The sequence below is a fragment of the Streptomyces sp. NPDC090025 genome (assembly GCF_044748125.1).
Classification (GTDB): Bacteria; Actinomycetota; Actinomycetes; order Streptomycetales; family Streptomycetaceae; genus Streptomyces.
On sequence record NZ_JBIVFL010000017.1, the window covers coordinates 122,421 to 149,110 of the forward strand.

Consider the following 26,690-nt stretch of genomic DNA (forward strand, 5'->3'; position numbering starts at 1 on the left):
CCTCAGGACCCGTCCCCGGGTGGGGACGGGTCCACCGACGGGCCGGTGAGGTCCTCCACCGGATCCACCGCCCGTACGGGCTCCGCCGGGTCCTTCTCCGGTACGGGCTCCGCCGGGTCCTTCTCCGGTACGGGCTCCGCCGTCACCTCCGGCGGCACCGGGGCGGCAGGCGCCGCCGGAGCCGCCGGTGGTGCGCCACCGGCCCGCTCCAGGAACCGCAGCAGTTCCACCGGGATCGGCAGCACCAGCGTCGAGTTCTTCTCCGCCGCCACCGCCATCACCGTCTGCAGCAGCCGCAGCTGCAACGCCGCGGGCGCGTCCTCCAGCTGGTGCGCCGCCTCCGCCAGCTTCTTCGACGCCTGCAGCTCCGCGTCCGCGTTGATCAGCCGCGCCCGGCGCTCCCGGTCCGCCTCCGCCTGCCGGGCCATCGAACGCTTCATGGTCTCCGGCAGCGACACGTCCTTGATCTCCACCCGGTCGATCTGCACGCCCCAGCCGATCGCGGGGGAGTCCAGCATCAGCTCCAGGCCCTGGTTCAGCTGCTCCCGGTTCGACAGCAGGTCGTCGAGATCGCTCTTGCCGATGATCGACCGCAGCGAGGTCTGCGCCATCTGCGAGACGGCGAACTTGTAGTCCTCGACCCCGACGAGCGCCTCCGCCGCGTCGACCACCTTGAAGTAGACGACCGCGTCCACCCGCACCGTCACGTTGTCCCGGGTGATGCCCTCCTGGGCGGGCACCGGCATCGTGACGATCTGCATGTTCACCTTGGTGAGCCGGTCCACGCCCGGCAGGATCATCGTGAACCCGGGCTGCCGCACATCACCGAGCAGCCGCCCGAAGCGGAACACCACCCCGCGCTCGTACTGCTTCACGACCCGCGCCGCGGCCCCCGCGTACACCGCGACCGCCGCGCCCGCTCCCGCGACCGCCATCAACAGTTCCTGGATCATCACGGCCCCCTGACAAAGGGTTGTATGAGGGTTATTCCCCCCGGCCGTGGGCCGGACTCACGCGCGGCGGCCCGGACTCACAGCCAGTCCGCGAACTCCAGGAGCAGTTCCGCGTCCGCCCGGCGCCCCGCCGTCAGCGCCCGGGTCGCGGACTCCACCGCGCGGAACAGGGTCCAGCCCCGCAGCCGCTCCCGGTCGACGTCGAGCGAGTCGGCGAGCTTGTTCACCCGGCGGCGGGCGGTCGACGCCCCCGCCGTGCCGCCCACCAGGTCCTCCACCCGGTCCCTGACCAGCCGGGCCAGGTCGAAGGCCCGCTCGCCGACCAGCGGCTCGGGGCCGACCGCGAGCCACGGCACCCGGTCGGCGCCGAGTACCTTGCCCTGCCGGAACTGGCCGTGGAGCAGCAGCGTCTCGGGGGAGTGGGCGGTCAGCTCGGCCCGCGCGTCCAGCGCGGCGCCGACCAGGGCGCCCGCGTCCTGGTGGGCCCGGTACGCCTCCATCGGCCCGGCCTGCCGCTCGGTGCGCTCGGCGACCGACTCGAAGCCGTGCCCCTCGGGCGGCGCCACCCACAGCCGCCGTACGGTGCCCGCCGCCTCCAGGAGCGCCTTCGCCTCGGGCAGCGAGCGCAGCGACACCTCCGGGTGCAGCCGCTCCAGGACCAGCCCGCCCTCCGGCGTTCCGCCGAGCAGCCGGGCGGCGCCCCAGCCGTCCCAGTGGGCGAGCGCGGCCCGCTCCAGGTCCGGCCGGGCGAAGTCGGGGGCGATCTTGACGGCGGCGTCGGGGACGAGGACGACGAGGCTGCTGCGCCCGCCGGGGGCCATCACCCGCTCGGCGGTCAGACCGGCGTGCTCCAGGGTGTCCTCGGCGAGCGCGGGAAGCTTGCCGAGCCAGTCGGCGGCGGCCGTCTCCCCGTACGTCTCACCGAGGGCCCGGACCAGTCGCTGCGGCGGTTCGAAACCCATACGTACGTTGTTTCCTTCGTTCCCTCGACGGCCGGGTCCCTCCTGCCGAGGAGCCCTAGGCCCGTTCGGCGAGCCCAGGAAAGGTTACGTCGCTGCCGCGCCAGCGCACCGCCCGCACCGCCGCCTCGCGCAGCGCGGCGGCCGCGTCCCGGCGCAGCGGGCCCTCGGCGGAGCGCACCAGGTCCGAGTAGACGCCCGCGACCCGGTCCTCCAGGAAGGCGGCGAGCCGGACGGCGGCGGCCGGGTCGGGCACGGCGAACGGCAGCTGGTAGCCGCCGGCCGCGGCGACCGGCTCGCCGCCCAGGTCACGGACGGTGCGGCGCAGCCCGTCCCGGCGGGCCCGGTGGGCCTGGAAGGCGGCGGTGGCCTCGGCGCGGCGGGCCTCGCCGACCTTGGCGCCGACGACGCCGTAGCCGTACACGGCGGCGTGCTCGGCGGCCAGCGCCGCCTGCGCGGCGTCCAGCGCGGTCATGCCCGGCTCCCCGTGGTGAGCAGATAGGCGTGCGCGGCCCCGGCGGCGGCGACCGAGGCGAGCAGCCTGGCGTACTCGGGCGGGGCGGTGAGCAGTGCCGCCGTATGGGTGTCGGCGCTCGCCCGGACGGCCGAGGCCAGGTCCTTCAGGGCGGCGGCCGGGTCGGCGGGCACGGTGGGCGAGGGCGTCGCGGAGGGGGCCGCGGAAGGGGTCCCGGCCGGGCTCGCGGAGGCGGAGGCGGCGGTGGGTCCTGGGGCGGCCGTCGGTCCCGTGCCCTCGGCCAGGGCCGCCGCGTGCGCCGCCGTCGCGGTGCGCAGCGGGGTCAGCCGGGCGCCGAGCGCCGGGTGGGCGGCGAGCACCGCGTCGTACCGGGCGAGCAGGGTGCGGGCGGTCCTGGCCGAGCGGGTGCGCAGGGCGGCCTCGGCGGCCGCGGCCCGTTCGGCGGCGTCGGGGCGCCGGGGGCCCGGGCGCTCGTCGGAGGTGCAGCCGGTGAGCGTCGTCGCGGCGGCGGCCGCCCCGGCCGCGCCCGCCGCGAGCAGCCTCCGTCTGCCGACCGTCGCCCTCGCCGACGTCGCCCTCGTCGCGGTCGTCACGCTTCGCCTCCCTCGCCAGGATTCCGCCAGTTCGAAGATCTTCGAAGATCGCCGCAGGCGAGCGTACCCGCGGCCGCGGGCCCGGTGGACGGCAACACCCTCCGGGACCGGATACCCTTTGATCTGACACGCGACGAACACGCGATGCCACGCGACGTACCCACAACAGCACACGCGGCCGAGGAGTCACCCGGATGAGCACCACCCAGAGCGAACGGCTGCGCGGTCTTCTGGAGCCGCTCGTCGCCGCCAAGGATCTCGACCTCGAGGAGATCGAGGTGTCCCGGGCCGGCCGCCGCGGACTGCTGAGGGTCGTCGTCGACTCGGACGAGGGCGTCGAGCTGGACCTGTGCGCCGAGCTGAGCCGCGAGATCTCCGAGAAGCTGGACGAGACCGACGCCATGGGCGACGGCGAGTACGTCCTGGAGGTCAGTTCCCCGGGCGCCGACCGCCCCCTCACCGAACACCGTCACTACGTGCGCGCCGAAGGCCGCCTGGTGAAGCTCCAGCTGACGCCCGAGGCGGGCGGCGGCGAGCTGGTCACCCGGATCCTCGCGGTGGACGAGGCCGGTCTGGACACCGAGGTGCCGGGCGTGAAGGGCCGCAAGGCCACCGCCCGCCGGGTGGAGTTCGCCGAGATCGCCAAGGCGCGTGTCGAGATCGAGTTCAACCGCAAGGACAAGAAGGAAGAGGAGGCGTAGCCGTGGACATCGACGTGAAGCTTCTGAAGGGCTTGGCGCAGGAGAAGGACATCTCCTTCGAGATGCTGGTCGAGGCGATCGAGTCGGCCCTCCTCATCGCCTACCACCGCACTCCGTCCGCCCGCCGCCACGCGCGCGTGGAGCTGGACCGCAAGACCGGTCACGTGACCGTGTGGGCGAAGGAGGACCCGGCCGAGCTGGAGGAGGGTCAGCAGCCGAAGGAGTTCGACGACACGCCGTCGGACTTCGGCCGGATCGCCGCGAGCACCGCCCGCCAGGTCATCCAGCAGCGGCTGCGCGACGCCGAGAACGACGTCACCTTCGGCGAGTACGCCCGCCGCGAGGGCGACATCGTGGCCGGCCAGGTGCAGCAGGGCAAGGACCCGAAGAACGTCCTCGTCAAGCTGGACGACAAGCTGGAGGCCATCCTTCCGGTGCAGGAGCAGGTGCCGGGCGAGGACTACACGCACGGTCTGCGGCTGCGCACGTACGTCGTCCGGGTGGCGAAGGGTGTCCGCGGTCCGTCCGTCACCCTTTCGCGCACCCACCCCAATCTGGTGAAGAAGCTGTTCGCCCTGGAGGTGCCGGAGATCGCCGACGGTTCCGTCGAGATCTCCGCCATCGCGCGTGAGGCCGGTCACCGCACCAAGATCGCCGTGCGGTCCACCCGTTCGGGCCTGAACGCCAAGGGCGCCTGCATCGGCCCGATGGGCAGCCGGGTGCGCAACGTGATGGCCGAGCTGATGGGCGAGAAGATCGACATCGTCGACTGGTCGGACGACCCGGCCGAGATGGTGGCGAACGCGCTCTCCCCGGCCCGGGTCTCCAAGGTCGAGGTCGTGGACCTGGCGGCCCGCTCCGCCCGGGTCACGGTGCCGGACTACCAGCTGTCGCTCGCGATCGGCAAGGAGGGCCAGAACGCCCGCCTCGCCGCCCGCCTGACCGGCTGGCGGATCGACATCCGCCCGGACACCGAGCAGCCCGCGGAGGACGCGGACCGCTAGGCCGGGCCGGGCCCGCGACCGGGTACCAGGTGTTCCCCACCCCGTACCGAAGCTGATCCTTTTTGGCCAACGACTGTTCGATCTTTGCCCCAAACGGGTGAGGTCGGTACGGGGAGGTAGACTTAAGCGTGTCTGGCCGGACGCATGCCCGCGCGTGCCCTGAGCGAACCTGTGTGGGATGCCGGGAGCGAGCGGCCAAGAGCGATCTGCTGCGGATCGTGGTGAATAAGGACGAGTGCGTCCCCGATCATCGCGGTACGCTGCCCGGCCGGGGTGCGTACCTGCACCCCGCCGTGGTCTGTCTCGACCTCGCGGTGCGCCGCCGAGCTTTCCTTCGGGCCTTCAAGGTCCAGGGACCGCTCGACACGGCTGCGCTCCGCGCGCGGGTGGAGCGGGCCGGACCGTAGACGTAGTACGGCATTGACGTAATACGGCAGCACAGAAGTACGGCACGGAGTCCCGTGCGGTCAGGTACCTCGCGAGTTGGAAGTAGGTCGAGATTGCGATGAGCACTCGATGAGTACGCGATGAGTACGCCCATGAAGTAGCGACGGTCCGGCGGTAACCGGACCTCACAAAGGAGCGAAGTGGCTAAGGTCCGGGTATACGAACTCGCCAAGGAGTTCGGCGTGGAGAGCAAGGTCGTCATGGCCAAGCTCCAAGAACTCGGTGAATTCGTCCGTTCGGCGTCCTCGACGATCGAGGCGCCGGTCGTGCGCAAGTTGACTGACGCGTTGCAGGGTCCCGGCGGAGGCGCCGGGAAGACCGCTGCGAAGCCTGGTGCGCCCCGCAAGGCGGCGCCCGCCCCCAAGCCCGCGGCACCGGCTCCGGCCGCCGCGGCACGTCCCACCGCTGCCCCCAAGCCCGGCGCCCCGGCCCCCAAGCCGGCCCCCGCCGCGGCGGCCGCGCCGGTCACCCCGGCCGCGCCCGAGAGCAGCACCCCCGCCCCGGCTCCGGCCGCGGGTCCCCGTCCGGGTCCGAAGCCCGCGCCCAAGCCGGCTCCGGCCGCGCCCGCGCCGGCCGCCCCGGAGTTCACCGCGCCCCCGGCCGCTCCGGCCGCCGGTCAGCGCTCCGGCGGTGCCACTCCCGGCCCGCGCCCCGCTGCCCGTCCGGGCCAGCAGGCGCCGCGTCCGGGCCAGCAGGCCCCGCGCCCCGGTCAGCAGGCCGCCCGCCCGGGTGGTCGTCCGGCCGGTCCCCGTCCGGGGAACAACCCCTTCACCTCCGGTGGCTCCACCGGCATGGCGCGCCCGCAGTCGCCGCGTCCGCAGGGTGGCGGCGCGCCGCGCCCCGGCGGCCCCGGTGCCGCGCCCGGCGCCCCGCGTCCGCAGGGCGGTTCCGGTGTTCCCGGTGCCCCGCGTCCGCAGGGTCAGGGCGGCGCCCGTCCGACCCCCGGTGGCATGCCCCGTCCGCAGGCTCCGCGCCCCGGTGGCGCGCCCGGCGGCAACCGTCCGAACCCCGGCATGATGCCGCAGCGTCCGGCCGCGGGTCCGCGTCCGGGCCCCGGCGGCCGTGGCCCGGGTGGCCCCGGCGGCCGTCCGGGTGGTCCCGGCGGTGGCGGCGGCGGTCGTCCCGGCTTCGCCGGTCGTCCGGCGGGTCCCGGTGGCGGTGGCGGCGGCTTCGCCGGCCGTCCGGGTGGTCCCGGCGGTGGCGGCGGCGGTCGTCCCGGTGGTCCCGGTGGCGGTGGCGGCGGCTTCGGCGGTCGTCCCGGTGGCTTCGGTGGCCGTCCCGGCGGCCCCGGTGGCCGTGGTGGCACGCAGGGCGCCTTCGGCCGTCCCGGCGGTCCCGCGCGTCGTGGTCGCAAGTCGAAGCGTCAGAGGCGCCAGGAGTACGAGGCCATGCAGGCCCCGTCCGTGGGCGGCGTGATGCTGCCTCGCGGCAACGGCGACACCATTCGCCTGTCGCGCGGTGCCTCCCTCACCGACTTCGCCGAGAAGATCGGCGCCAACCCGGCGTCGCTCGTCGCGGTGATGATGAACCTCGGTGAGATGGTCACGGCCACGCAGTCCGTCTCCGACGACACGCTGACGATGCTCGGCGAGGAGATGAACTACACCGTTCAGATCGTCTCGCCGGAGGAGGAGGACCGCGAGCTCCTGGAGTCCTTCGACATCGAGTTCGGCGAGGACGAGGGCGGCGAAGAGGCCCTGGTCTCCCGTCCGCCGGTCGTCACCGTCATGGGTCACGTCGACCACGGAAAGACCCGACTGCTCGACGCGATCCGCAAGACGAACGTCGTCGCGGGCGAGGCCGGTGGCATCACGCAGGGCATCGGTGCCTACCAGGTGGGCACCGAGGTCAACGGCGAGGACCGCAAGATCACCTTCATCGACACCCCGGGTCACGAGGCGTTCACCGCCATGCGTGCCCGTGGTGCGAAGTCGACCGACATCGCGATCCTCGTGGTCGCGGCCAACGACGGCGTCATGCCGCAGACGATCGAGGCGCTCAACCACGCCAAGGCCGCCGGCGTCCCGATCGTCGTCGCGGTCAACAAGATCGACGTCGAGGGCGCGGACCCGGTCAAGGTCCGTGGTCAGCTGACCGAGTTCGGTCTGGTGGCCGAGGAGTACGGCGGCGACACGATGTTCGTCGACATCTCCGCCAAGCAGGGTCTGCACATCGACTCCCTGCTCGAGGCCGTCGTCCTCACCGCCGACGCCTCGCTCGACCTGCGGGCCAACCCGAACCAGGACGCGCAGGGCATCGCGATCGAGTCCCACCTCGACCGTGGTCGTGGTGCCGTCTCGACCGTCCTGGTCCAGCGCGGAACGCTGCGCATCGGCGACACCGTGGTGGTCGGCGACGCGTACGGCCGCGTCCGGGCGATGCTCGACGACAAGGGCAACAACGTCGAGGAGGCGACCCCGTCGACTCCCGTCCTGGTGCTCGGTCTCACCAACGTGCCGGGTGCCGGCGACAACCTCATCGTTGTCGACGAGGACCGTACGGCCCGTCAGATCGCCGAGAAGCGCGCCGCGCGTGAGCGCAACGCCGCCTTCGCCAAGCGCGTCCGCCGGGTGTCCCTCGAGGACCTCGACAAGGTGCTCAAGGCCGGTCTGGTCCAGGAACTCAACCTCATCATCAAGGGCGACGCGTCCGGTGCGGTCGAGGCCCTGGAGGCGTCCCTGCTCCAGCTCGACGTCGGCGAGGAGGTCGACATCCGCGTGCTGCACCGTGGCGTGGGTGCGGTCACCGAGTCCGACATCGACCTGGCGATGGGCTCCGACGCCATCGTCATCGGCTACAACGTCCGCGCGGCCGGCCGTGCCGCGCAGATGGCGGAGCGCGAGGGCGTCGACGTCCGGTACTACTCGGTGATCTACCAGGCCATCGAGGAGATCGAGGCGGCCCTCAAGGGTCTCCTCAAGCCGGAGTACGAAGAGGTCGAGCTCGGTACGGCGGAGATCCGCGAGGTCTTCCGCTCGTCCAAGCTGGGCAACATCGCCGGTGTCCTCATCCGCTCGGGCGAGGTCAAGCGCAACACCAAGGCGCGCCTCCTCCGCGACGGCAAGGTCATCGCGGAGAACCTCAACATCGAGGGTCTGCGCCGCTTCAAGGACGACGTCACCGAGATCCGCGAAGGCTACGAGGGTGGTATCAACCTCGGAAACTTCAACGACATCAAGATCGACGACGTCATCGCGACCTACGAGATGCGCGAGAAGCCGCGCGCGTAGTACGTGACCGTGTCCGGGGCCGGTCGACGGAATTATTTCCGTCGATCGGCCCCGGCCGTTGCGTGTACGGTTTTGATGTTCCCCCGCCGGGTCTGGTCCCGGCGGGACGTCGAACCCGAACCGGCGGGACATCCGGCACCGCATGTACGTGGGGACCCTGTCCTTCGATCTGCTCCTCGGCGACGTTCATTCGTTGAAGGAGAAACGCTCCGTCGTCCGCCCGATCGTCGCCGAGCTCCAGCGCAAGTTCGCGGTGAGCGCGGCCGAGGTCGGCGACCAGGACCTCCATCGCAGGGCCCGCATCGGGGTCGCGCTGGTGTCCGGGGACCCGGGGTTCGTGTCGGACGTCCTGGACCGCTGCGAGCGGCTGGTGGCGGCCCGGCCCGAGGTGGAGCTGCTGTCGGTGCGCCGCAGGCTCCACACTGATGAAGACTGAATGAGCAAGGCAAAGAAGGAGACGGACCAGTGGCCGACAACGCGCGGGCGAAGAAGCTGGCGGACCTCATCCGGGAGGTGGTCGCCGAGAAGCTGCAGCGCGGCATCAAGGACCCGCGCCTGGGTACGCACGTGACCATCACGGACACCCGTGTCACCGGCGACCTGCGGGAGGCCACGGTCTTCTACACGGTCTACGGCGACGACGAGGAGCGGGCCAGCGCCGCGGCGGGCCTGGAGAGCGCCAAGGGCATCCTGCGGTCGGCCGTCGGCCGCGCCGCGGGCACCAAGTTCACCCCGACGCTCGCCTTCGTCGCGGACGCCCTGCCGGAGAACGCCAAGACCATCGAGGACCTCCTCGACAAGGCGCGCGCCTCCGACGCCAAGGTGCGCGAGGCGTCCTCGGGCGCCGCGTTCGCCGGTGAGGCCGACCCGTACAAGAAGCCGGGCGAGGACGAAGCCGCCGAATGAGCACCCCACGGAAGACGCCCGGGGACTCCCCCCGGGCGCAGGCCGCCGACGGGCTCGTCGTCGTCGACAAGCCGTCCGGCTTCACCTCGCACGACGTGGTGGCCAAGATGCGCGGCATCGCCAGGACCCGCCGGGTCGGGCACGCGGGCACGCTCGACCCCATGGCGACCGGCGTCCTCGTGCTCGGCGTGGAGCGGGCCACCAAGCTGCTCGGTCACCTCGCGCTGACCGAGAAGGAGTACCTGGGCACCATCAGGCTCGGGCAGACCACCGTCACCGACGACGCCGAGGGCGAGATCACGGCGTCGGCAGACGCTTCGAAGGTCACCCGCGAGCAGATCGACGCCGGTGTGGCGGAGCTGACCGGCGCCATCATGCAGGTGCCGTCGAAGGTCTCCGCGATCAAGATCGACGGCAAGCGGTCGTACGCGCGGGTCCGCGGCGGCGAGGAGTTCGAGATCCCGGCCCGGCCGGTCACCGTCTCCTCGTTCCAGGTGTACGACGTGCGCGAGGCCACCGCCGAGGACGGCACCCCGGTCATGGACCTGGTCGTGTCCGTCGTCTGCTCCTCCGGCACCTACATCCGGGCGCTCGCCCGCGACCTCGGTGCCGGGCTGGGCGTCGGCGGCCATCTGACCGCACTGCGCCGCACCCGGGTCGGCCCGTACAAGCTGGACGGCGCCCGCACCCTGGACCAGCTCCAGGAGGAGCTGACCGTGATGCCGGTCGCCGACGCGGCCGCGGCGGCGTTCCCGCGCTGGGACGTCGACGAGCGCCGCGCGAAGCTGCTGCTCAACGGCGTCCGCCTGGAGATGCCGGCGTACCCGGCGGGCCCGGTCGCGGTCTTCGGACCTGACGGGCGGCTGCTGGCCCTCGTGGAGGACCAGCGGGGCAAGGCGAAGAGCCTGGCGGTGTTCGGCTGAGCCGGACACCGGCGAGGACCGGAAGACCCTGACGGTGGGGCGGGCACACAGGTGCCCGCCCCACCGCCATGCCGGCCGCCACGGCACCGCCGGGCGAAGCGCCGTGCGCACCGCCAGGTGATCCACGCCCGCGCCCGCTTCCCCGCTCCGTTCACCCTGACGGAGAAGCGCTCGGAGTGAACCGGGGGCGTGCGCGGGGGCGCGTTCGGCTCGCGTGCTTCTCCCGCCGATCACCCCCCGCCTACCGTCGAACCATGGGGAGCGGGGACCTGGCGACACTGGTACGGATCGAGGACCCGTCCGGCCGCCCCCTCGGCACCGGATTCCTCACCGACCACCAGGGCACCCTCCTCACCGGCGACGAGGTCGTCGCGGGCCACGACACCCTGGTCCTGCGCACCCCCGCCGGACCACCCCGGCGGATCCGTCCCGCCGACATCACCCCGCTGCCCGGCACCGGCCTCGCCCTGATCCGGGCCGGTGGCCTCGCCGCCCGCCCGCTGCCGCTGGCCGTCCGGGACGGCGTCGAACCCGGCTCGTACGTCCGGATCTCCGCGTACGGCTGGCGCGAGGCCCGCGTCCTCGGCACCGGCACCGGGACCGGGACCGCCCTGGAGCTCGCCATCGGCACCGAGGGCGCCGAAGCCCTGCACGACGGCGGCCCCGCCGCCGGCGGCCCGGTGCTCGACCCGGTCACCGGAGCCGTCCTCGCCGTCCTCGGCAGCGCCGCCCACGGCGACCGCCGGGCCGCCGGACACGCCCTGCCGATCCCGCCCGTCGGACCGCTCGCCGCCCTGCTGCGCCGCAACGCCGCCACCGTCCCCTGCTACGGCCGGGACCTCAACCTCGCCGGGATCCTCGAACTCACCGCCACCACCACCGGCGCCCTCGACGACCTGCCGCCGCCCCGGCTCCGCGACGACCCCGACACCCCCGTCCGCGCCGTCGTCGGCGCCCCCGGCACCGGCCGCAGCACCGCCCTCGCGGGCCTCGCCGCCGACCGCGCGCGCGGCGCCGCCCCCGGCCCCACCGTCTGGCTGCGCGGCGCCGACCTGCGCGCCGACGACCCCTGCCTCGCCGCCGCCGTCGGCCGCGCACTGCGCCGCGCGGGCCGGGTCGCCGCCGCCTCCGGCACCCCCGGCGACCCCGCCGCCGTCACCCCCGACCAGGCCGCCGACCTCGCCAGGGACACCGGCAGGCCGCTGCTCGTGCTGCTCGACGGCCCCGAGGAGATGCCCCCGCTGCTCGCCCACCGGCTGGCTCCCTGGACCACCGCCACCGAGAGCTGGCTCACCACCCACGGCGCCCGCCTCGTGATCGCCTGCCGCCCCGAGCACTGGGAACGGGCGAGCACCCTGTACGGGGCCGAGCCCCCGGCAACCGCCCTCGGCGACCTCACCGACAGCGAGGCCGCCGAGGCCCGCCGCCGCCACGGCGTCCCCGACGACGCCGTCGACCCCGCGGACGCCCGCCACCCGCTCGCCCTCAGGCTGCTCGGCGAGGTCAGGGCCGCCACCCGCGGCGACCTGCCCGGCCGACCGGACCGCGACGAGATCTTCGGCGCCCACCTCGACCTGATGTGCCTCAAGGTCGCCGTCCGGATCGCCGCCGCGGGCCGCCCCGTGCTGCGCGGCACCGCCGTCCGCCGCCTCGCCGCCCAGGTCGCGGGCCGGGTCCACGAGGCCGCCCGGCGCTGCCTCGGGCCCGGCCAGGGCGAACTCGACCGCGAGTCCTTCGAGGAACTCTTCCCCTGGGGCCCCCGCCCCGGCCAAGGACCCGGAGGACGGGCGGGCTGGGCCTCCGCCGTGCTCACCGAAGCCCTCCTGGTGCCCGCCGGAGGCGGCTACCGGTTCGCCCACGAGGAACTCGCCGACTGGCTCCAGGCCGTCCACCTCGACGTCGACCGCGCCCTCGACACCCTCGTCCACCACCCGCCGCCGCTCCCGGTGCCCCGCCACCGCATCGGCCCCGTCCTGCAGTCCCTGCGCCGGCTGCACCGCGACCACGGCCCCGAAGGACTCACCCCCCGGCTGCTCACCCTGGTCGACGCCCTCCGGCAGCCACCGGAGCCCCCACCCGCCCCCGACAGCGGCGCCGACCCGGCGGACGCCCGTACCGTAGACCGGTCCCGTACCGAGGACCGGTCCCGTACCGAAGGCCACTGGTGGGCCGCCCGGCTGCTCGGCGGCCTCCTCGGCGGCACCGCCGACCCCCGCCCGTACCTCCCCGTACTGCGGAGCCTCGCCGACCGGATCGGCGCGCACGGCCCCGTCGACGGCTTCGGCACCGCCTTCTGGGCCGCCCTGCGGATCGCCGAGGACGAACGCCTCGACCTGCTGCGCCGCCTGGTGGGCGCCGACCCGGCCCCGTACGGCCGCTTCCTCGACCTCGTCGCCGCCCGGCTCACCGCCGACCCGCGCGGGGTGCAACCCCTGCTCTGCCGCTGGTTCGGCGACGAACGCACCCTCGCCGGAGCACCCGGCGCCACCGTCGGCGCCGCCGCCCAGGCCCTGCTGCACACCCACCGGCGGCTCGCCGTCGACGACCTCTGCGAAGCACTGGTCGCCACCGCGCACCCGCTCGCCGACGGCCTGCTCGCCGCGCTCGCCGAGGACGAGACCGCCGCCCTGTGCCGGGCCGTCGACCGCTGGGCCCACGACGACGGCCGCCCCGACCGCCGGGCCGCCGCCGCCGCGTACGGGGCCCTGGCGGCCCGGCACCCCCTCGACCCCGCCGACCGGGACACCCTGCGCTACGCCGCCCTCGCGCTGCTCGCCAGGCCCGGCGACCGCGCCCTGCACGGCGCCGCGCTCGGCCTGCTGCTGCGCGACCCGGCCACCCGCGACCGCTTCCTGCCCCGGGCGCTCACCGACCCCACCGTCCCCGCCGACGCCCTCGTCGCCGCCCTGCCCGGCGCCCCCGAACAGATCCTCGCCGTCCTCAGGACCCGACTGCTCGGCGCGCCCGCGCCCGCGCCGGACACCCGGCCCGACGCCGCCCGCGTGCTCGCCGCCCTCGCCACCGTCGACACCCCGCGGCACGCCCGCCGGGCCGCCGCCCTCGTCGCCGAATACGCCGACCGGCACCCCGAAGGCGCCCGGCTCGTCGCCGCGTTCGTCGACCGGCGCCTGGAGGACGGCCCCGCCGCCCGCTGCGTCCTGCACCCCCTCGTCCTCGGCCTGCTGCGGCTGCCCGCCGCCCGCGAGGCGCTCGCCCCGGTGCTCGCCGCGCCCGGCACCGGCGCCTCCCGGTTCCTGCGGCGCGAACTCCGAGACATGGCGCACACCATGCCGATGCCGACGCAGCCGCATGCTCATGGCAGTCTTAGACCTGCGCCAACAGGCGTACACGCGGACATGGGTACAGGCGGACGAGGAGCGGTCACAGTGCAGCGCTGGCGTGGCTTGGAGGACATCCCCCAGGACTGGGGGCGCAGCGTCGTCACCATCGGCTCCTACGACGGGGTGCACCGCGGGCACCAGCTGATCATCGGCCGGGCCGTGGAGCGCGCCCGCGAACTCGGCGTCCCCTCGGTCGTCGTCACCTTCGACCCGCACCCCTCCGAGGTCGTCCGCCCCGGCAGCCACCCGCCGCTGCTCGCCCCGCACCACCGGCGCGCCGAGCTGATGGCCGAACTCGGCGTCGACGCCGTCCTGGTCCTGCCGTTCACGGCGGAGTTCTCGCAGCTGTCCCCGGCCGACTTCATCGTCAAGGTCCTGGTCGACAAGCTGCACGCGCGCTGCGTCATCGAGGGCCCCAACTTCCGCTTCGGCCACCGCGCCGCCGGGAACGTCGGCTTCCTGACCGAGCTCGGCGCCACCTACGACTACGAGGTCGAGGTCATCGACCTGCGGGTGCGCGGCGCGGCGGGCGGCGGCGAACCGTTCTCGTCCACGCTCACCCGCCGCCTCGTCGCCGACGGCGACATGGCGGGCGCCGCCGAGATCCTCGGCCGCCCGCACCGGGTCGAGGGCATCGTGGTGCGCGGCGCCCAGCGCGGCCGCGAACTCGGCTTCCCCACCGCCAACGTGGAGACCCTGCCGCACACCGCGATCCCCGCCGACGGCGTCTACGCGGGCTGGCTGACCGCCGCGGGCGAGCGGATGCCCGCCGCGATCTCGGTCGGCACCAACCCGCAGTTCAACGGCACCGAGCGGACCGTCGAGGCGTACGCCATCGACCGCGAGGGCCTGGACCTGTACGGCCTGCACGTGACCGTCGACTTCCTCGCCTATGTGCGCGGCATGCTGAAGTTCGACACCCTCGACGACCTGCTCGTCGCGATGGCCGACGACGTGAAGCGGTGCCGCGAGCTGACGGCGGTGTACGACCGCGAGCACGGCTGACCCCCTCGCGGGAGCCACGGGGAGCCACGGGAGCCGTCACCAGCGGACGTACAGCTCCCGAGGGCCCCTGATCAGCCCCTTGGACTGGAACACCACGTCCTCGGGGCGGCCCGCGAGCCGCAGCGCCGGGTAGCGGGCGAGCAGCGTCGACAGCATCACCTCGGACTCCATCCGGGTCAGCATCGCGCCCATGCAGTGGTGCGGCCCGTGCCCGAAGGACAGGTGCCCGGTGCCTGTACGGTCGAAGTCGACGGTGTGCGGGTCGGGGAACACCGCCGGGTCCCGGTTCGCCGCCAGGTAGGACGCGTACACCGCCTCACCGGCCCGTACGAGCACCCCGCCGACCACCACGTCGGCCAGCGCGATCCGGGGCAGCCCGACCCCGTTGCGGTGCGGGATCCAGCGCAGCAGCTCGTCCACCGCCTGCGGCAGCAGCTCAGGACCGGCCCGCAGCCGGTCCGCCAACTCCGGCCGGGACAGCAGCAGATACACCATGTTGGCGCTGTTGTTGCGGACCGCGTGGGCACCGCTGATCAGGATCGCCATGGCGAGCGACACGGCCTCGTCGCGGTCCACCTGCCCGGCCGCGAGCGACTCGGCGAGCACCCCGCCCAGATCGTCGGCGGGCTCCGCCGCCCGCCGCTCCAGATGCCGCAGGATGTAGTCGCGGATCCGGCCCTTGGCCGCCAGGCTGCCCTCGGGCCCGGGACCCGAGGACAGGATCAGATCCGGCCAGCCCGCCAGCTCGGCCCGGTCCTCGTCGGGGATCCCGAGCAGATCGCACACCACCGCCATCGGCAGCGGCCCGTGCAGCGCGGCCACCAGATCCGCCGGACCACCACCCGCGGCGGCCGCCTCCATGGCGTCCAGGAGCCGGTCGCAGCCGGCCTGGGCGAGCGGGCGCAGCCGTTTGGCCGACTGCCCGGTGAACGCCTTCGTCACCGCCTTGCGGAGCTGGGTGTGGTACGGCGGGTCCGCGTAGTTCAGGGCCGCCCTGGACGCCACCCGGTGCCCGGTCATCCCGGTCACCTGACGCTCCAGGAGCGCCGTCCGGCTGAACCGGGGGTCGGAGGTCACCGTACGGACGTCCTCGTACCGGGTGACCAGCCACGCCTCGTGATCCCCGCCGAACGGCAGCCGGATCCGCGCGACCGGCTCCTCGTGCAGCAACCGCAGAAGCAGCGGATCGAAGTCGAGACCGGGCAGGTCGTCGACCGCCCAGGTCCGTACGGGCCGCTCGGCGGCCTCGGGTTCGGAGGTCATGTGCACGGTGTTACCGCCCCCGCCCCGCCGCGACACGCCGAACCACGACCGCCACCCGTACGGAGCACACCCCACCCGGCCCGGCTCGCCCGCCTGGCGGTAACGCTCCGCGAGTAACCGACCACGCTCGCGGTTGCGGGGCGGCCCCGGCGGGGTGAGTGTGGGCGCAGTTCACGGCGAACGAGACGAAGGAGCGCGTGTCGTGGTGACTCTGTGCAAGCCCGCGGTGTCCGTACCCGAGTACGTGATCACGATGGAGGAGACCCTCGACCTCGCCCGCTCACGTCATGCCGGGCACCCCCAACTCCCGCTCGCGCTGCGGCTGATCGCCAACACCGGGGTGAACCAGCGGCACCTCGTGCGCCCCATCGAGGAGACCCTGGAGCACCCCGGCTTCCAGGAGCGCAACGAGGTGTACGAGGCCGAGGCGAAGGCCCGGGTGCCCGCCGTCGTCAAGGAGGCCCTGGCCAACGCCGGACTCGCCCCCGCCGACATCGACATGATCGTCTACGTGTCGTGCACGGGCTTCATGATGCCCTCGCTCACCGCCTGGATGATCAACACGATGGGCTTCCCCAGCCACACCCGGCAGATGCCGATCGCCCAGCTCGGCTGCGCGGCGGGCGGCGCCGCCGTGAACCGGGCGCACGACTTCTGCACCGCGTACCCCGACGCCAACGTCCTCATCGTCGCCTGCGAGTTCTGCTCGCTCTGCTACCAGCCCACCGACCTCGGCGTCGGCTCGCTGCTCTCCAACGGCCTGTTCGGCGACGCCGTCGCGTCCGCCGTGGTCCGCGGCCGCGGCGGCACCGGCATCGCCCTGGAACGCAACGACTCCCACCTGGTGCCCGACACCGAGGACTGGATCGCCTACAGCGTCCGCGCCACCGGCTTCCACTTCCTGCTCGACAAGCGGGTCCCCGGCACCATGGAACCCCTGGCCCCCGCGCTGCGCACCCTCGCGGGCCGGCACGGCTGGGACGCGGGCGACCTCGACTTCTACATCATCCACGCGGGCGGCCCGCGCATCCTCGACGACCTCAGCCACTACCTCGAAGTCCCGCCGGAGTCCTTCCGGTTCAGCCGCTCCACCCTCACCGAGTACGGCAACATCGCCAGCGCCGTCGTCCTCGACGCGGTGCGCCGCCTCTTCGACGAGGGCGGCCTGCGCGAGGGCGCCCGGGGCATCCTGGCCGGCTTCGGCCCCGGCATCACCGCCGAGATGTGCCTCGGCCGCTGGACCACCGGCGACACGGCCCCGGCCCCGTCCCTCGACACCCGCCGCATCGTCGGCTACACCCCCCACCCCACCCCGGTCCGCACCGTCGCATAACCGGCACCCCCGCCGCCTCCCCCTCCTCCTCCCGGGAATCAAGGCGACCGGGTCGGGCGATCCGAACGGGAGCGGGGGACGGGCGGGGGCCGCGTTCCGGACGTAAAGCGTGATTTGTTGGCGCGGGCCGCGGGGCCCGCGCCATGGCAGGCCCTGACCGCGCCGTAAATCATGCAGTCCGGAACGCGGCCCCCACCCGGCACACGCGCACGCACGGACAGGCCCGGCCTACACCCCCTCGCCGATCAGATGGCACGCCGCCCCCGCCCCCGCACCCCCACCCAGCACCGGCAGATCCACCGTCCGACACGCCTCCGCCAACCCCCCCGCCCCACCCGACGCCAACACCTGACACCGCACATGGAACCGGCACCCCACCGGAATCCGCCCCGGATCCGGCGGCTCCCCCGACAGCACCACCGGCTCACCCCCCGCCTCCGGCAGCACCGACAGCAACGCCTTCGTGTACGGATGCCGAGGTGCCGTCAGCACCGTCTCCACCGGCCCCGTCTCCACGATCCGCCCCAGATACATCACCGCCACCCGGTCCGCGATGTTCCACGCGAGCCCCAGGTCGTGCGTCACCACCAGCGCCGAAAGCCCCAGCTCGTCGCGCAGCCGCAGCAGCAGCGCCAGGATCTCGCCCCGCACCGACGCGTCGAGCGAGGCCACCGGCTCGTCGGCGACGATCAGTTCGGGCTCCAGGACCAGCGCGCCCGCGATGACCACCCGCTGCCGCTGGCCGCCGGACAGCTCGTGCGGGTAGCGCAGGAAGAACCGCTCGGGCGGGCGCAGTCCGGCCCGGGACAGCGCCTCGGCGACCGCGGCCCGTTCGTCCCCGGCGGAGCCGCCGTACCCGTGGATCCGCAGGCCCTCGGCGACGGCGTCGTACACGGTGTGCCGCGGGTTCAGCGAGCCGCTGGGGTCCTGGAGGACGAGCTGGACGCGGCGGCGGTACGCCTTGAGGTCGCGGCCGGTGTACGAGAGCGGGGTGCCGGCGAAGGAGACGGTGCCGGCGGTCGGGCGGACCAGGCCGAGCAGCGAGCGGGCGAGGGTGGTCTTGCCGCAGCCGGACTCGCCGACCAGGGCGACGATCTCGCCCGCGCCGACGTCGAGGTCGACGCCGTCGACGGCCCGGGCGGCGGGGGCGCCCCGGCGCCCGGGGAAGGACACGCGCAGCCCGCGCGCGGAGAGCAACCCGGCCTCGCCCACGGCCCCACCCACGCCCTGGGGCTCCACACGTTCCCCACTCATGACGCACTCCCCACGGATGTCCCGGTCGCGGCCGCGGCCCCGACGTGCACACAGGCGGCCCGCCGCCCCGCGCCCGCGGCCCGCAGCTCCTGGTCGGTCCCGGCGCAGCTGTCGAGCGCCACCGGGCACCGGGGATGGAAGGCGCACCCGCCGGGCAGCGCCGCCGGGTCCGGCGGGTCGCCGGGCAGCCCGCGCGGGGCCCGCCGGGAGGCCGGGTCGCCGATCCGGGGGAACGCGGCGGACAGGGCGCGCCCGTAGGGGTGGGCGGCGGCCTCGTACACGGCCCGCGCGGGGCCTTCCTCGACGACCCGGCCCGCGTACATCACGGCGAGCCGGTCGCAGGTGTCGGCGAGGACGGCGAGGTCGTGGCTGATCATCAGCAGGCCGATGTCCTGGTCCCGGACGAGCTGTTCGATCAGGCGGAGGATCTGCGCCTGGATCATCACGTCGAGCGCGGTGGTGGGCTCGTCGGCGACGATGAGCCGGGGGTCGCAGGCGAGGGCCATCGCGATCATCACGCGCTGGCGCTGGCCGCCGGACAGTTCGTGGGGGTGGGCGGCGGCGCGGGCGGCCGGGAGGCCGACCTGTTCGAGGAGTTCCCCGGCGCGGGTGCGGGCGGCGGCCGGGGTGGCCCGGCCGTGCACGAGCAGCGGTTCGGCGATCTGGTCGCCGATCCGCCGTACCGCGTTGAGGGAGTGCATGGCGCCCTGGAAGACGATGGAGGCGCCCGCCCAGCGGACGGCCCGCAGCCGCCCCCATTTCATGGTGAGGACGTCCTCGCCGTCGAGCAGGATCTCGCCGGTCGTCCGCGCGGAGGGCGGCAGCAGCCGGAGCAGCGCGAGCGCCATCGTCGACTTCCCGCAGCCGGACTCGCCGGCCACGCCGAGCTTGGTCCCGGCGGGCAGGCTGAGGTCGATGCCGCGCACGGCGGGGACGGCGGCCGCGCCCGTCCCGTAGGTGACGGTCAGGTTCCGTACGTCCAGGAGGGTCATCGGCCCACCCCCAGCTTCGGGTTGAGGACGGATTCGACGGCCCGCCCGCACAGTGTGAACGCGAGCGCGACCAGCGCGATGGCGATGCCGGGCGGCGCCAGGTACCACCAGTGGCCGGAGGAGACGGCGCCCGCCTCGCGGGCGTCCTGGAGCATGCCGCCCCAGGAGACCACGGTCGGGTCGCCGAGGCCGAGGAACGCGAGGGTGGCCTCGGTGAGGATGGCGGTGGAGATGCCGAGGGTGGTCTGGGCGAGGACGAGCGGCATCACGTTCGGCAGCACGTGCCGGGTCATCACGTGCCGGTGGCCGCCGCCGAGGGCGGTGGCCCGCTCGATGTAGGGGCGGGACTCGACGGCGATGGTCTGGGCCCGCACCAGGCGGGCGGTGGTGGGCCAGCTGGTGACGCCGATCGCGAGGATCACCGTCCACATGGAGCGGGAGAGGACGGTCGCCAGCACGATGGCGAGGACCAGGGTGGGCATCACCAGGAACCAGTCGGTGATCCGCATGACGACGGTGGAGAACCAGCCGCCGTAGTGGCCCGCGACCACGCCCACCAGGGTGCCGATGGCCACCGAGAGGACCGCGGCGAGCAGTCCGACGAGCAGCGAGATCCGGGCGCCCCAGATCAGCAGTCCGAGCAGGGAGCGGCCGAACTGGTCGGTGCCGAGCGGGAATTCGGCGCTGGGGGATTCGAGGGCGTCGCCGGGGGCGTCGGTCACCGACTGCACGTCGGCGCCGACGACGAGCGGCGCGGCGAGCGCGAGCAGCCCGATCAGGGCGAGCCCGGCGAGGCCCCAGAGCCCGGCCCGGTGGGACCGGTACGCCTTCCAGAAGCGGGCGGCGGAGGAGCGGCGGCGCTCCCAGGCCAGTGAGGTCGTCGGCGAGGTCATCGGCCCACCCGGGGGTCGAGCAGCGGATAGAGCAGGTCGGCGAGCAGGTTCATCACGATCATCGCGCCCGCGAAGACCACGAACAGGCCCTGTACGAGCGGCAGATCGGGCACGCTGAGCGCCTGGTAGAACAGTCCGCCGAGGCCGGGCCAGGAGAACACCGTCTCCACCAGGATGGATCCGGCGGCCACATGGCCGAGGTTGATGAAGACCATCGTCACGGTCGGCAGCAGCGCGTTGGGCACCGCGTGCCGCCGCCGCACCAGGTCGTCCCGCAGTCCCTTGGCGCGGGCGGTGGTGAGGTAGTCGCTGCCCATCTCGTCGAGCAGCGAGGACCGCATCACGAGGAGCGTCTGGGCGTAGCCGACGGCGACCAGGGTGAGCACCGGGAGCACCATGTGGTGGGCCACGTCGAGGACATGGGCGAAGCCGGTGTCGCCGTTGCCGGACTCCATGCCGCCGGTGGGGAAGAGGCCAGGGATCGGGCCCATGCCCACCGAGAAGACGATGATGAGCAGCAGTCCGAGCCAGAACGACGGCACCGACCACAGGGTCAGCGCCACACCGGTGTTCACCTTGTCGCCGAGGCTGCCGTGCCGCCACGCGGACCGGGTGCCGAGCCACAGCCCGAGCGCCGAGTAGAGCAGCACGGCGGTGCCGGTGAGCAGCAGCGTCGCGGGGAGTTTCTGCGCGATGAGCTCACCGACCGGCGCCCGGAACTGGTACGAGGTGCCGAGGTCGCCGGTGAGGGCCTTGCCGCAGTAGTCGGTGAACTGCTGCCACAGCGGCAGGTCGAGCCCGAACTGGTGGCGGAGGGTGGCGAGTTGTTCGGCGGTGGTGGGCATGCCGTGGGTCATCGTCTTCACCGGGTCGCCGGGGATGATCCGGAACAGGAAGAAGCTGGTGACGAGGACGGCGAGCAGGGACACCGCGGCCCCGGCCACCTTCCCGGCGGCGTGCCGCAGATAGCCGAGGGCGGCGGCGGAGCTTCGTACGGACGACGGCGCGCCGTCCTCGGCGGTACGGGCGGGCCGCCCGGCCCCGGCCCCGGCATCGGCGCCGTCGAGCGGGGCGGGACCGGGTGCGGGACCGGCGGGGCCTGAGGCGGGACCGGGTGCGGGGGTGCTTGCGCTGGTCATGGGCGGCTACTCGCGGTCGTCGGCGGTGGAACGGCGGCGCAGGCCGAGGACGATCCCGATGCCGACCACGACCACCACGGCCGCGCCGATACCGATGACGACACCGGTCGACGAGCCGCCGGAGCCGCTGTCGGACGCCTGCGCGGTGGGGGCGGCGGACCACCAGCTCCAGTAGCCGTCCTGGCCCCAGAGGTTGCCGGCCGCCTCGGGCATGGTGGTGATCGAGGCGATCTGGTCGGTGCGGTACGCCTCCAGGGCGTTGGGGTACGCGAGGACGTTCATGTACCCGGTGTCGTACAGGCGCGACTGCATCCGCTTCACCAGGTCGGCCCGCTTCGCCGCGTCGTACTCGACGGCCTGTTGGGCGTAGAGGGAGTCGAACTCCGGGTCGCAGATGAAGTTGTCGGTGGCGCCGCTGTCCTTGGGGGTCGCGGGCAGCGTGCCGCAGGTGTGGATGGAGAGCACGTAGTCGGGGTCGGGGTTGACCGACCAGCCGTCGAAGGCGAGGTCGTAGTCGCCCTTCACCCACGGGTCGGAGACGCTGTCCAGGCAGTCGACCTTGAGCGTGATGCCGAGCTCGCCCCACCACTCCTGGAGGTACTTCGCCGACGCCTTGTCGTTCGGGTCGGTGGCGTGGCACAGGATGCGCAGGGCGAGCGGCTTGCCGTCCTTGCCGAGCCGCTTGCCGTCGGCGCCCTTCCGGTACCCGGCCGCGTCCAGGGTGCGGGCCGCGGCGGCGGGGTCGTACGCCCGCTTCTGACCGGCCGACGGCTGCCAGAAGTAGGTGTCGAAGCGCGGCGGGATGTACCCCTCGCCCTCCACCGCGTGGTCCTGGAACACCTTGTCGACCAGCGTGGCCCGGTCCACGGCCTGGAACAGCGCCTTGCGCACGGCCGGGTCGAGCAGCGCCTTGTTGCCGTTGCCGAAGGTCTTGCCGTCCTTCGCGCGGGCGCCCGGGTTGGTGGCGAGCGCGTAGAAGCGGCGGCCGGGGGCGTCGTTCACCTTGATGTCCGACTGCCCCTTGAGGGCGGCGGCCTGAGCGGGCGTCAGATTCGGTACGAAGGACACCTCACCCTTCTGGAGGGCGGCGACGGCCGCGTCACCGTCCTTGTAGTACTTGAAGACCAGCTCGTCGAACTTCGGGGCGCCGCGCCAGAACTTCTTGTTCGGCTTCAGCTTGATGTACTGGTCGACCTTGAAGTCGGTGATGACGAAAGGCCCGTTGCCGACGATCGGGAAGGTCCGGTCGTTGTTGAACTTCGAGAAGTCGCCGACCTTCTCCCACACGTGCTTGGGCACGATCGGCACGTCGAGCGCCGTCATCGTCGCCTGCGGTTTCTTCAGCTCTATGACCAGGGTCCGCGGATCGGGCGCGCTGACCTTCTTGAAGTTCGCGGTGAAACTGCCGTTCGCGGTGGCCGCGTTCGGATCGGTCATCATCTTGTTGAAGGTCCACGCGGCGTCCTCGGCGGTCGCCCGCTGCCCGTCGGACCAGAGCGAGTCCTCGCGGATCGTGTACGTCCAGGTGAGCTTGTCCGGCGACGCCTGCCACGCGGTCGCGAGCCCCGGGACCGGATGCGCGTCCTTGGGGTCGTAGTTCGTCAGGTACTCGTAGGCGAGCCGGTGGATGCTCGTCGACACCAGCTTCTGCGCGAGGAACGGCGACAGCGAGTCCACGCTCTGCGCGACGGCGACCGTGAGCGTCCGCGAGGAGCCGCTCTTCGGGTCGTCCCGGGTGCCGGCCGCCCCGGCGGCCCCCGCCGACTGCGGGACCGCCACCAGCGCGGCGACCAGGCCGCCGACCAGCCCGGCCGCGAGCAGCGGACGCCGGGCGCGGGAGCGGGCGGCGGCGCCGCGCGGACCCGCCGGACGGGATGGAGCCTTCGTGACCATGACCATGGGGCGTGACCTCGCGTCGGGATGCGTGCGTCGGGGGGTGGTGCCGTGGATCTTGGACTGCCGATGGATGAAGCGAAGGTGTATCAGCGGTGGTCTGCCGTCGTCAACGACGCCTCAAACCCCGTGTGGGCTGCGGGAATGCCGAAAGGCCCCGTACCGGAACACCGGTACGGGGCCTGCGGAGGTCTACTCCTGTGACGCCTTACTGCTGAGGGGCTGGCGGCGGCTGCGGCGGCTGGTCCTGCGGCTGCTGCTGCCAGTTGGGCGGCGGAACCTGCCCCGGCAGCTCACCCGGGACCTGCGCCCGCGGGTCGGCGGGCGGCGGCAGCGGCTGCCCCGGAGCCTGCTGCCAGCCCTGCGGCACGGCCGGCTGCCCGGGCTGGGCCCCGTACACCTGTCCGGGGACGGGCGGTCCGCCATACGGCTGACCCGGCACGGGCGGCTGCCCCGGCGCCTGCGGATACGGCTGCGGGTAGGCCGCCTGCGGCGGGCCCTGGTGCTGCTGCGGTTGCGGCGGGTACGGGTAGGGCCGGCCGGGCGCCGGGGGCTGCGGCGGGTACGGCTGACCCGGCGCCGGATACCCGGCCGGGGCGCCGGGCGCCCCCGGGTACGGCTGCTGGCCCTGCGGCAGGACCTGACCGGGGACCTGCCCCGGGACCTGCCCCGGCGCGGGCTGGCCCGGCATCGGCTGACCGGGCGGCTGCTGGCCGCCCGGCATCGGCGGCGCCATGTGCGGCGGCAGCGAACCCTGCCCGTCCGCGGTCCACAGCCCCTGCGCCTGCTGCGCCCGGACGAAGTCCTCCGCGACCATCGCCGAGAGGTTGAAGTACGCCTCGCGGGTCTTCGGCCGCATCATGTCGAGGTCGACCTCGGCACCGGCCGCCAGATGCTCGTCGAACGGCACCACGACCACCCCGCGGCAACGGGTCTGGAAGTGCTGCACGATGTCCTCGACCTTGATCATCTTCCCGGTCTCGCGGACCCCGGAGATCACCGTGATCGAGCGCTGCACCAGATCCGCGTACCCGTGCGCCGACAGCCAGTCCAGCGTCGTCGAGGCGCTGGAGGCGCCGTCCACCGACGGGGTCGAGATGATGATCAGCTGATCGGCCAGATCGAGCACCCCGCGCATCGCGCTGTACAGCAGACCGGTGCCGGAGTCCGTCAGGATGACCGGGTACTGCTTGCCGAGCACGTCGATCGCGCGCCGGTAGTCCTCGTCGTTGAACGTCGTCGAGACCGCCGGGTCCACGTCGTTGGCGATGATCTCCAGGCCGGACGGCGCCTGCGAGGTGAACCGGCGGATGTCCATGTACGAGTTGAGGTACGGGATCGCCTGCACCAGGTCCCGGATGGTCGCCCCGGTCTCCCGCCGCACCCGGCGCCCGAGCGTGCCCGCGTCCGGGTTGGCGTCGATCGCCAGGATCTTGTCCTGCCGCTCGGTGGCCAGCGTCGAGCCGAGCGCGGTGGTGGTCGTCGTCTTGCCGACACCACCCTTCAGCGAGATCACCGCGATCCGGTAGCACGACAGCACCGGCGTCCTGATCAGCTCCAGCTTCCGCTGCCGCTCCGCCTCCTCCCGCTTGCCGCCCAGCTTGAAGCGCGACGAAGCGGCCGGATTCCGGGAGGACTTGGCCTTCTGCTTGGTGTTGCGCAGCAGCCGGTCCGACGACAGCTCCACCGCCGCGTTGTACCCGAGCGGCGCGCCCGGCACCGACCGCTCCCGCTGGTCGTGCGTCACGGCCGACGGCCACGCGGCCCCGGTCCGCGGATCCACGGGCGGCGCGTACGCCTGCGGCGGCTGCGGTGCCTGCTGCTCCGGCAGGGGCAGGGGCTGCGGCTGCGGGAGCGCGTAGGAGTCCTGCGCGGGCACGGGCGGCTGCGGCGCCCCCGGGTGCGGGAAGCCGTAGCCGGACGGCTCGGGCTGCGGCTGCGGCTGCTGCTGGGGGAATCCGTACCCGCTCTGCGGTGCCTGAGGTGCCTGCGGGGGTACGGGCTGCTGCGCGGTGGCCGGGTGCGGGAAGCCGTACCCGCCCTGCGGCTGCGGGGGTTGCTGCTGCGGGGGGAAGCCGTATCCGCCGGGCGCGGGCTGCGGGGGCACCGGAGCCTGCGGCGGTACGGGGGCACCCCAGGCCACGGCGGGCGCGACCGGGGCCTCGCCCTGGGCGGGCCACTGCGGCGCGGAGCCGGGGGTCGCGGGCTGGAACGACGGCGGCAGCGGCGGCAGTCCGGCGGGCTGCGCCGGTACGGGCGGAAGCGCGGCGGGCGGCAGGACGGCCGGTACGGCGTCCTGGGGCTCGGCGACGTCCGGAACCGGATCCGTGGCGTCAGCGGTGTGCGCCGCCTCGGCGGAGACGGCAACGGGGGCGGGGGCGGGGTCCACGGCCGGGCCGTCCTCGTCCGCACCGGCGTCGTCGGTGCCGTCGGTGCCGTCGGTCCGGTTGGCGTTCTCGGTGTCCTCGACGGCCTCGGCGTGCTCGCCCGGCTCCCCGTCCGCCGACTCCGTGACGACGTCCTCGGCGGGCTCATCGGCCTCGACGACAGTCTCGGTGGGAGCGGCCGGAGCGGCGGGAGTGGCCGGAGCAGCGGGTACGACGGGCTCGTCCGGCGTGCCGGAACCGGTCTCGGCCGCCACGGCGTTCGCCTCGGTGCTCGACCCGGTGTCGGCCTCCGCGATCTCCGCCATCTCGCGCTTCAGCGCGGCGGGGGAGAAGCGCATCGTCGCCCCGCTCTCCACGTCACCACCGCCGAAGGACACGGCGGGAGGCGTGTACGGCGCGGGCGCGGGCTCGGTCACCGGCGGCAGCGCCGGAACGGCCGGGGCGATCGGAGCGACGGAGGCAGGGGGAGCGACCGGAGCGGCAGGCGCGACCGGAGCGATCGGGGCGATCGGGGCAGCGGATGCGACCGGGGCGACGGGCGCGTACTGCCCGGGCGCCACCGGACCGGGCTGCACGGGCCCAGGAGCCACCGGTCCGGGCGCCACCGGTCCCGGCTGGACCGGACCCGGGGCGGCCGGGGGCGCGGCCATGCCCGGCGCGACCGGACCGGGCTGCGCCGACCAGTTCGGCTCGAAGCCGCCGCCCGCCGGAAGACCGGGCGCGGGAAGCCCGGGCACCGGGTCGGACCCCGGCACGGGACCCGGCACCGGCACCGGCGCGGCGCCCGGCGGCGGGGGCAGCGGGGTGGCCGTACCCGGCGCGCCGCCGGAGGTTCCCGTTCCGGCCGCGTTCTGCGTGTACCAGGCGGGCGGGGTGTAGTCGATGGTGAACTCACCCGTCAGCTCGGCGGGATCAGCGTCGGACTGATCGTCCGCGGGCACGTTCCAACCCCCGTTGATCTCGTCGCGATCGCGGTTCACTTTGCCTCCTGGTGTGGTC

20 protein-coding genes and 1 pseudogene are annotated in these 26,690 nt (G+C 73.9%); 10 read left to right on the plus strand and 11 right to left on the minus strand.

Features of this window, described 5'->3' with window-relative positions:
* Window positions 1-2: 2 nt before the first annotated feature.
* The 4 genes from ACIPXM_RS30575 to ACIPXM_RS30590 form a co-directional block, all read right to left on the minus strand.
* Window positions 3-953: a slipin family protein gene (locus ACIPXM_RS30575; RefSeq protein ID WP_401662165.1), complete on the minus strand. Its 951-nt coding sequence runs from the start codon at window positions 951-953 to the stop codon at window positions 3-5.
* Between the two features lie 77 nt (window positions 954-1,030).
* A complete protein-coding gene (locus tag ACIPXM_RS30580) occupies window positions 1,031-1,915 on the minus strand; it encodes an aminoglycoside phosphotransferase family protein (RefSeq protein WP_401662168.1) in 885 nt (294 codons plus the stop codon).
* 55 nt (window positions 1,916-1,970) lie between these two features.
* Entirely contained in the window at window positions 1,971-2,387 is a 417-nt protein-coding gene (locus tag ACIPXM_RS30585; protein ID WP_401662171.1) for a ferritin-like domain-containing protein, read from the minus strand.
* Complete coding sequence (locus tag ACIPXM_RS30590) at window positions 2,384-2,980, minus strand: hypothetical protein (RefSeq protein WP_401662174.1); 597 nt, start codon at window positions 2,978-2,980, stop codon at window positions 2,384-2,386. Before ACIPXM_RS30590 ends, ACIPXM_RS30585 begins: the two co-directional genes overlap by 4 nt.
* Window positions 2,981-3,174: 194 nt before the next feature.
* Between ACIPXM_RS30590 and rimP the strand changes: the two genes are divergently transcribed.
* The 9 genes and pseudogenes from rimP (at window position 3,175) to ACIPXM_RS30635 (ending at window position 14,537) form a co-directional block, all read left to right on the plus strand.
* Window positions 3,175-3,681: a ribosome maturation factor RimP gene (rimP, locus tag ACIPXM_RS30595; RefSeq protein WP_401662177.1), complete on the plus strand. Its 507-nt coding sequence runs from the start codon at window positions 3,175-3,177 to the stop codon at window positions 3,679-3,681.
* Between the two features lie 2 nt (window positions 3,682-3,683).
* Window positions 3,684-4,685, plus strand: coding sequence for a transcription termination factor NusA (gene nusA / locus ACIPXM_RS30600; RefSeq protein WP_401662180.1), 1,002 nt, complete (start codon window positions 3,684-3,686; stop codon window positions 4,683-4,685).
* A gap of 128 nt (window positions 4,686-4,813) precedes the next feature.
* The gene (locus ACIPXM_RS30605) at window positions 4,814-5,092 is read left to right on the plus strand and encodes a YlxR family protein (RefSeq protein WP_401662182.1); all 279 of its coding nucleotides are present in this window, start codon (window positions 4,814-4,816) and stop codon (window positions 5,090-5,092) included.
* 180 nt (window positions 5,093-5,272) lie between these two features.
* On the plus strand, window positions 5,273-8,362 hold the full coding sequence (infB, locus tag ACIPXM_RS30610; RefSeq protein ID WP_401662185.1) for a translation initiation factor IF-2: 3,090 nt from the start codon (window positions 5,273-5,275) through the stop codon (window positions 8,360-8,362).
* A gap of 142 nt (window positions 8,363-8,504) precedes the next feature.
* The gene (locus ACIPXM_RS30615; RefSeq protein WP_401662187.1) at window positions 8,505-8,798 is read left to right on the plus strand and encodes a DUF503 domain-containing protein; all 294 of its coding nucleotides are present in this window, start codon (window positions 8,505-8,507) and stop codon (window positions 8,796-8,798) included.
* A gap of 29 nt (window positions 8,799-8,827) precedes the next feature.
* Window positions 8,828-9,268, plus strand: a complete 441-nt coding sequence (gene rbfA, locus ACIPXM_RS30620) for a 30S ribosome-binding factor RbfA (protein WP_401662190.1) — start codon at window positions 8,828-8,830, stop codon at window positions 9,266-9,268.
* Window positions 9,265-10,191 (plus strand): tRNA pseudouridine(55) synthase TruB, encoded by a 927-nt coding sequence (gene truB / locus ACIPXM_RS30625; RefSeq protein WP_401662191.1) that lies wholly within the window; start codon window positions 9,265-9,267, stop codon window positions 10,189-10,191. The genes rbfA and truB overlap by 4 nt, the downstream gene beginning before the upstream one ends.
* 254 nt (window positions 10,192-10,445) lie before the next feature.
* Window positions 10,446-10,847 (plus strand): annotated as a pseudogene (locus ACIPXM_RS30630) (trypsin-like peptidase domain-containing protein); the annotation flags it as partial.
* Window positions 10,848-13,577: 2,730 nt separating this feature from the next.
* The gene (locus ACIPXM_RS30635; protein WP_401662303.1) at window positions 13,578-14,537 is read left to right on the plus strand and encodes a bifunctional riboflavin kinase/FAD synthetase; all 960 of its coding nucleotides are present in this window, start codon (window positions 13,578-13,580) and stop codon (window positions 14,535-14,537) included.
* A 36-nt stretch (window positions 14,538-14,573) separates the two neighbouring features.
* Here ACIPXM_RS30635 and ACIPXM_RS30640 read toward each other — a convergent pair whose 3' ends face one another.
* A complete protein-coding gene (locus tag ACIPXM_RS30640) occupies window positions 14,574-15,800 on the minus strand; it encodes a cytochrome P450 (protein WP_401662195.1) in 1,227 nt (408 codons plus the stop codon).
* A gap of 202 nt (window positions 15,801-16,002) precedes the next feature.
* Here ACIPXM_RS30640 and ACIPXM_RS30645 point away from each other — a divergent pair, with 202 nt between their 5' ends.
* The gene (locus ACIPXM_RS30645) at window positions 16,003-17,133 is read left to right on the plus strand and encodes a type III polyketide synthase (RefSeq protein WP_401662198.1); all 1,131 of its coding nucleotides are present in this window, start codon (window positions 16,003-16,005) and stop codon (window positions 17,131-17,133) included.
* 228 nt (window positions 17,134-17,361) lie between these two features.
* On the opposite strand, the gene ACIPXM_RS30650 is transcribed toward ACIPXM_RS30645, so the two are convergent.
* From ACIPXM_RS30650 to ACIPXM_RS30675, 6 genes are all read right to left on the minus strand, one after another.
* Window positions 17,362-18,387, minus strand: a complete 1,026-nt coding sequence (locus ACIPXM_RS30650; protein WP_401662201.1) for an ABC transporter ATP-binding protein — start codon at window positions 18,385-18,387, stop codon at window positions 17,362-17,364.
* Window positions 18,384-19,379, minus strand: a complete 996-nt coding sequence (locus tag ACIPXM_RS30655; protein ID WP_401662204.1) for an ABC transporter ATP-binding protein — start codon at window positions 19,377-19,379, stop codon at window positions 18,384-18,386. The genes ACIPXM_RS30650 and ACIPXM_RS30655 overlap by 4 nt, the downstream gene beginning before the upstream one ends.
* Window positions 19,376-20,272 carry an ABC transporter permease gene (locus ACIPXM_RS30660; protein ID WP_401662207.1) on the minus strand — a complete coding sequence of 299 codons (897 nt, stop codon included), beginning with the start codon at window positions 20,270-20,272 and terminating at the stop codon, window positions 19,376-19,378. The genes ACIPXM_RS30655 and ACIPXM_RS30660 overlap by 4 nt, the downstream gene beginning before the upstream one ends.
* Window positions 20,269-21,411: an ABC transporter permease gene (locus ACIPXM_RS30665; protein ID WP_401662210.1), complete on the minus strand. Its 1,143-nt coding sequence runs from the start codon at window positions 21,409-21,411 to the stop codon at window positions 20,269-20,271. Before ACIPXM_RS30665 ends, ACIPXM_RS30660 begins: the two co-directional genes overlap by 4 nt.
* A gap of 6 nt (window positions 21,412-21,417) precedes the next feature.
* The gene (locus ACIPXM_RS30670) at window positions 21,418-23,304 is read right to left on the minus strand and encodes an ABC transporter substrate-binding protein (protein WP_401662305.1); all 1,887 of its coding nucleotides are present in this window, start codon (window positions 23,302-23,304) and stop codon (window positions 21,418-21,420) included.
* Between the two features lie 208 nt (window positions 23,305-23,512).
* Window positions 23,513-26,671 carry an SCO5717 family growth-regulating ATPase gene (locus tag ACIPXM_RS30675; RefSeq protein WP_401662212.1) on the minus strand — a complete coding sequence of 1,053 codons (3,159 nt, stop codon included), beginning with the start codon at window positions 26,669-26,671 and terminating at the stop codon, window positions 23,513-23,515.
* Window positions 26,672-26,690 lie beyond the last annotated feature (19 nt).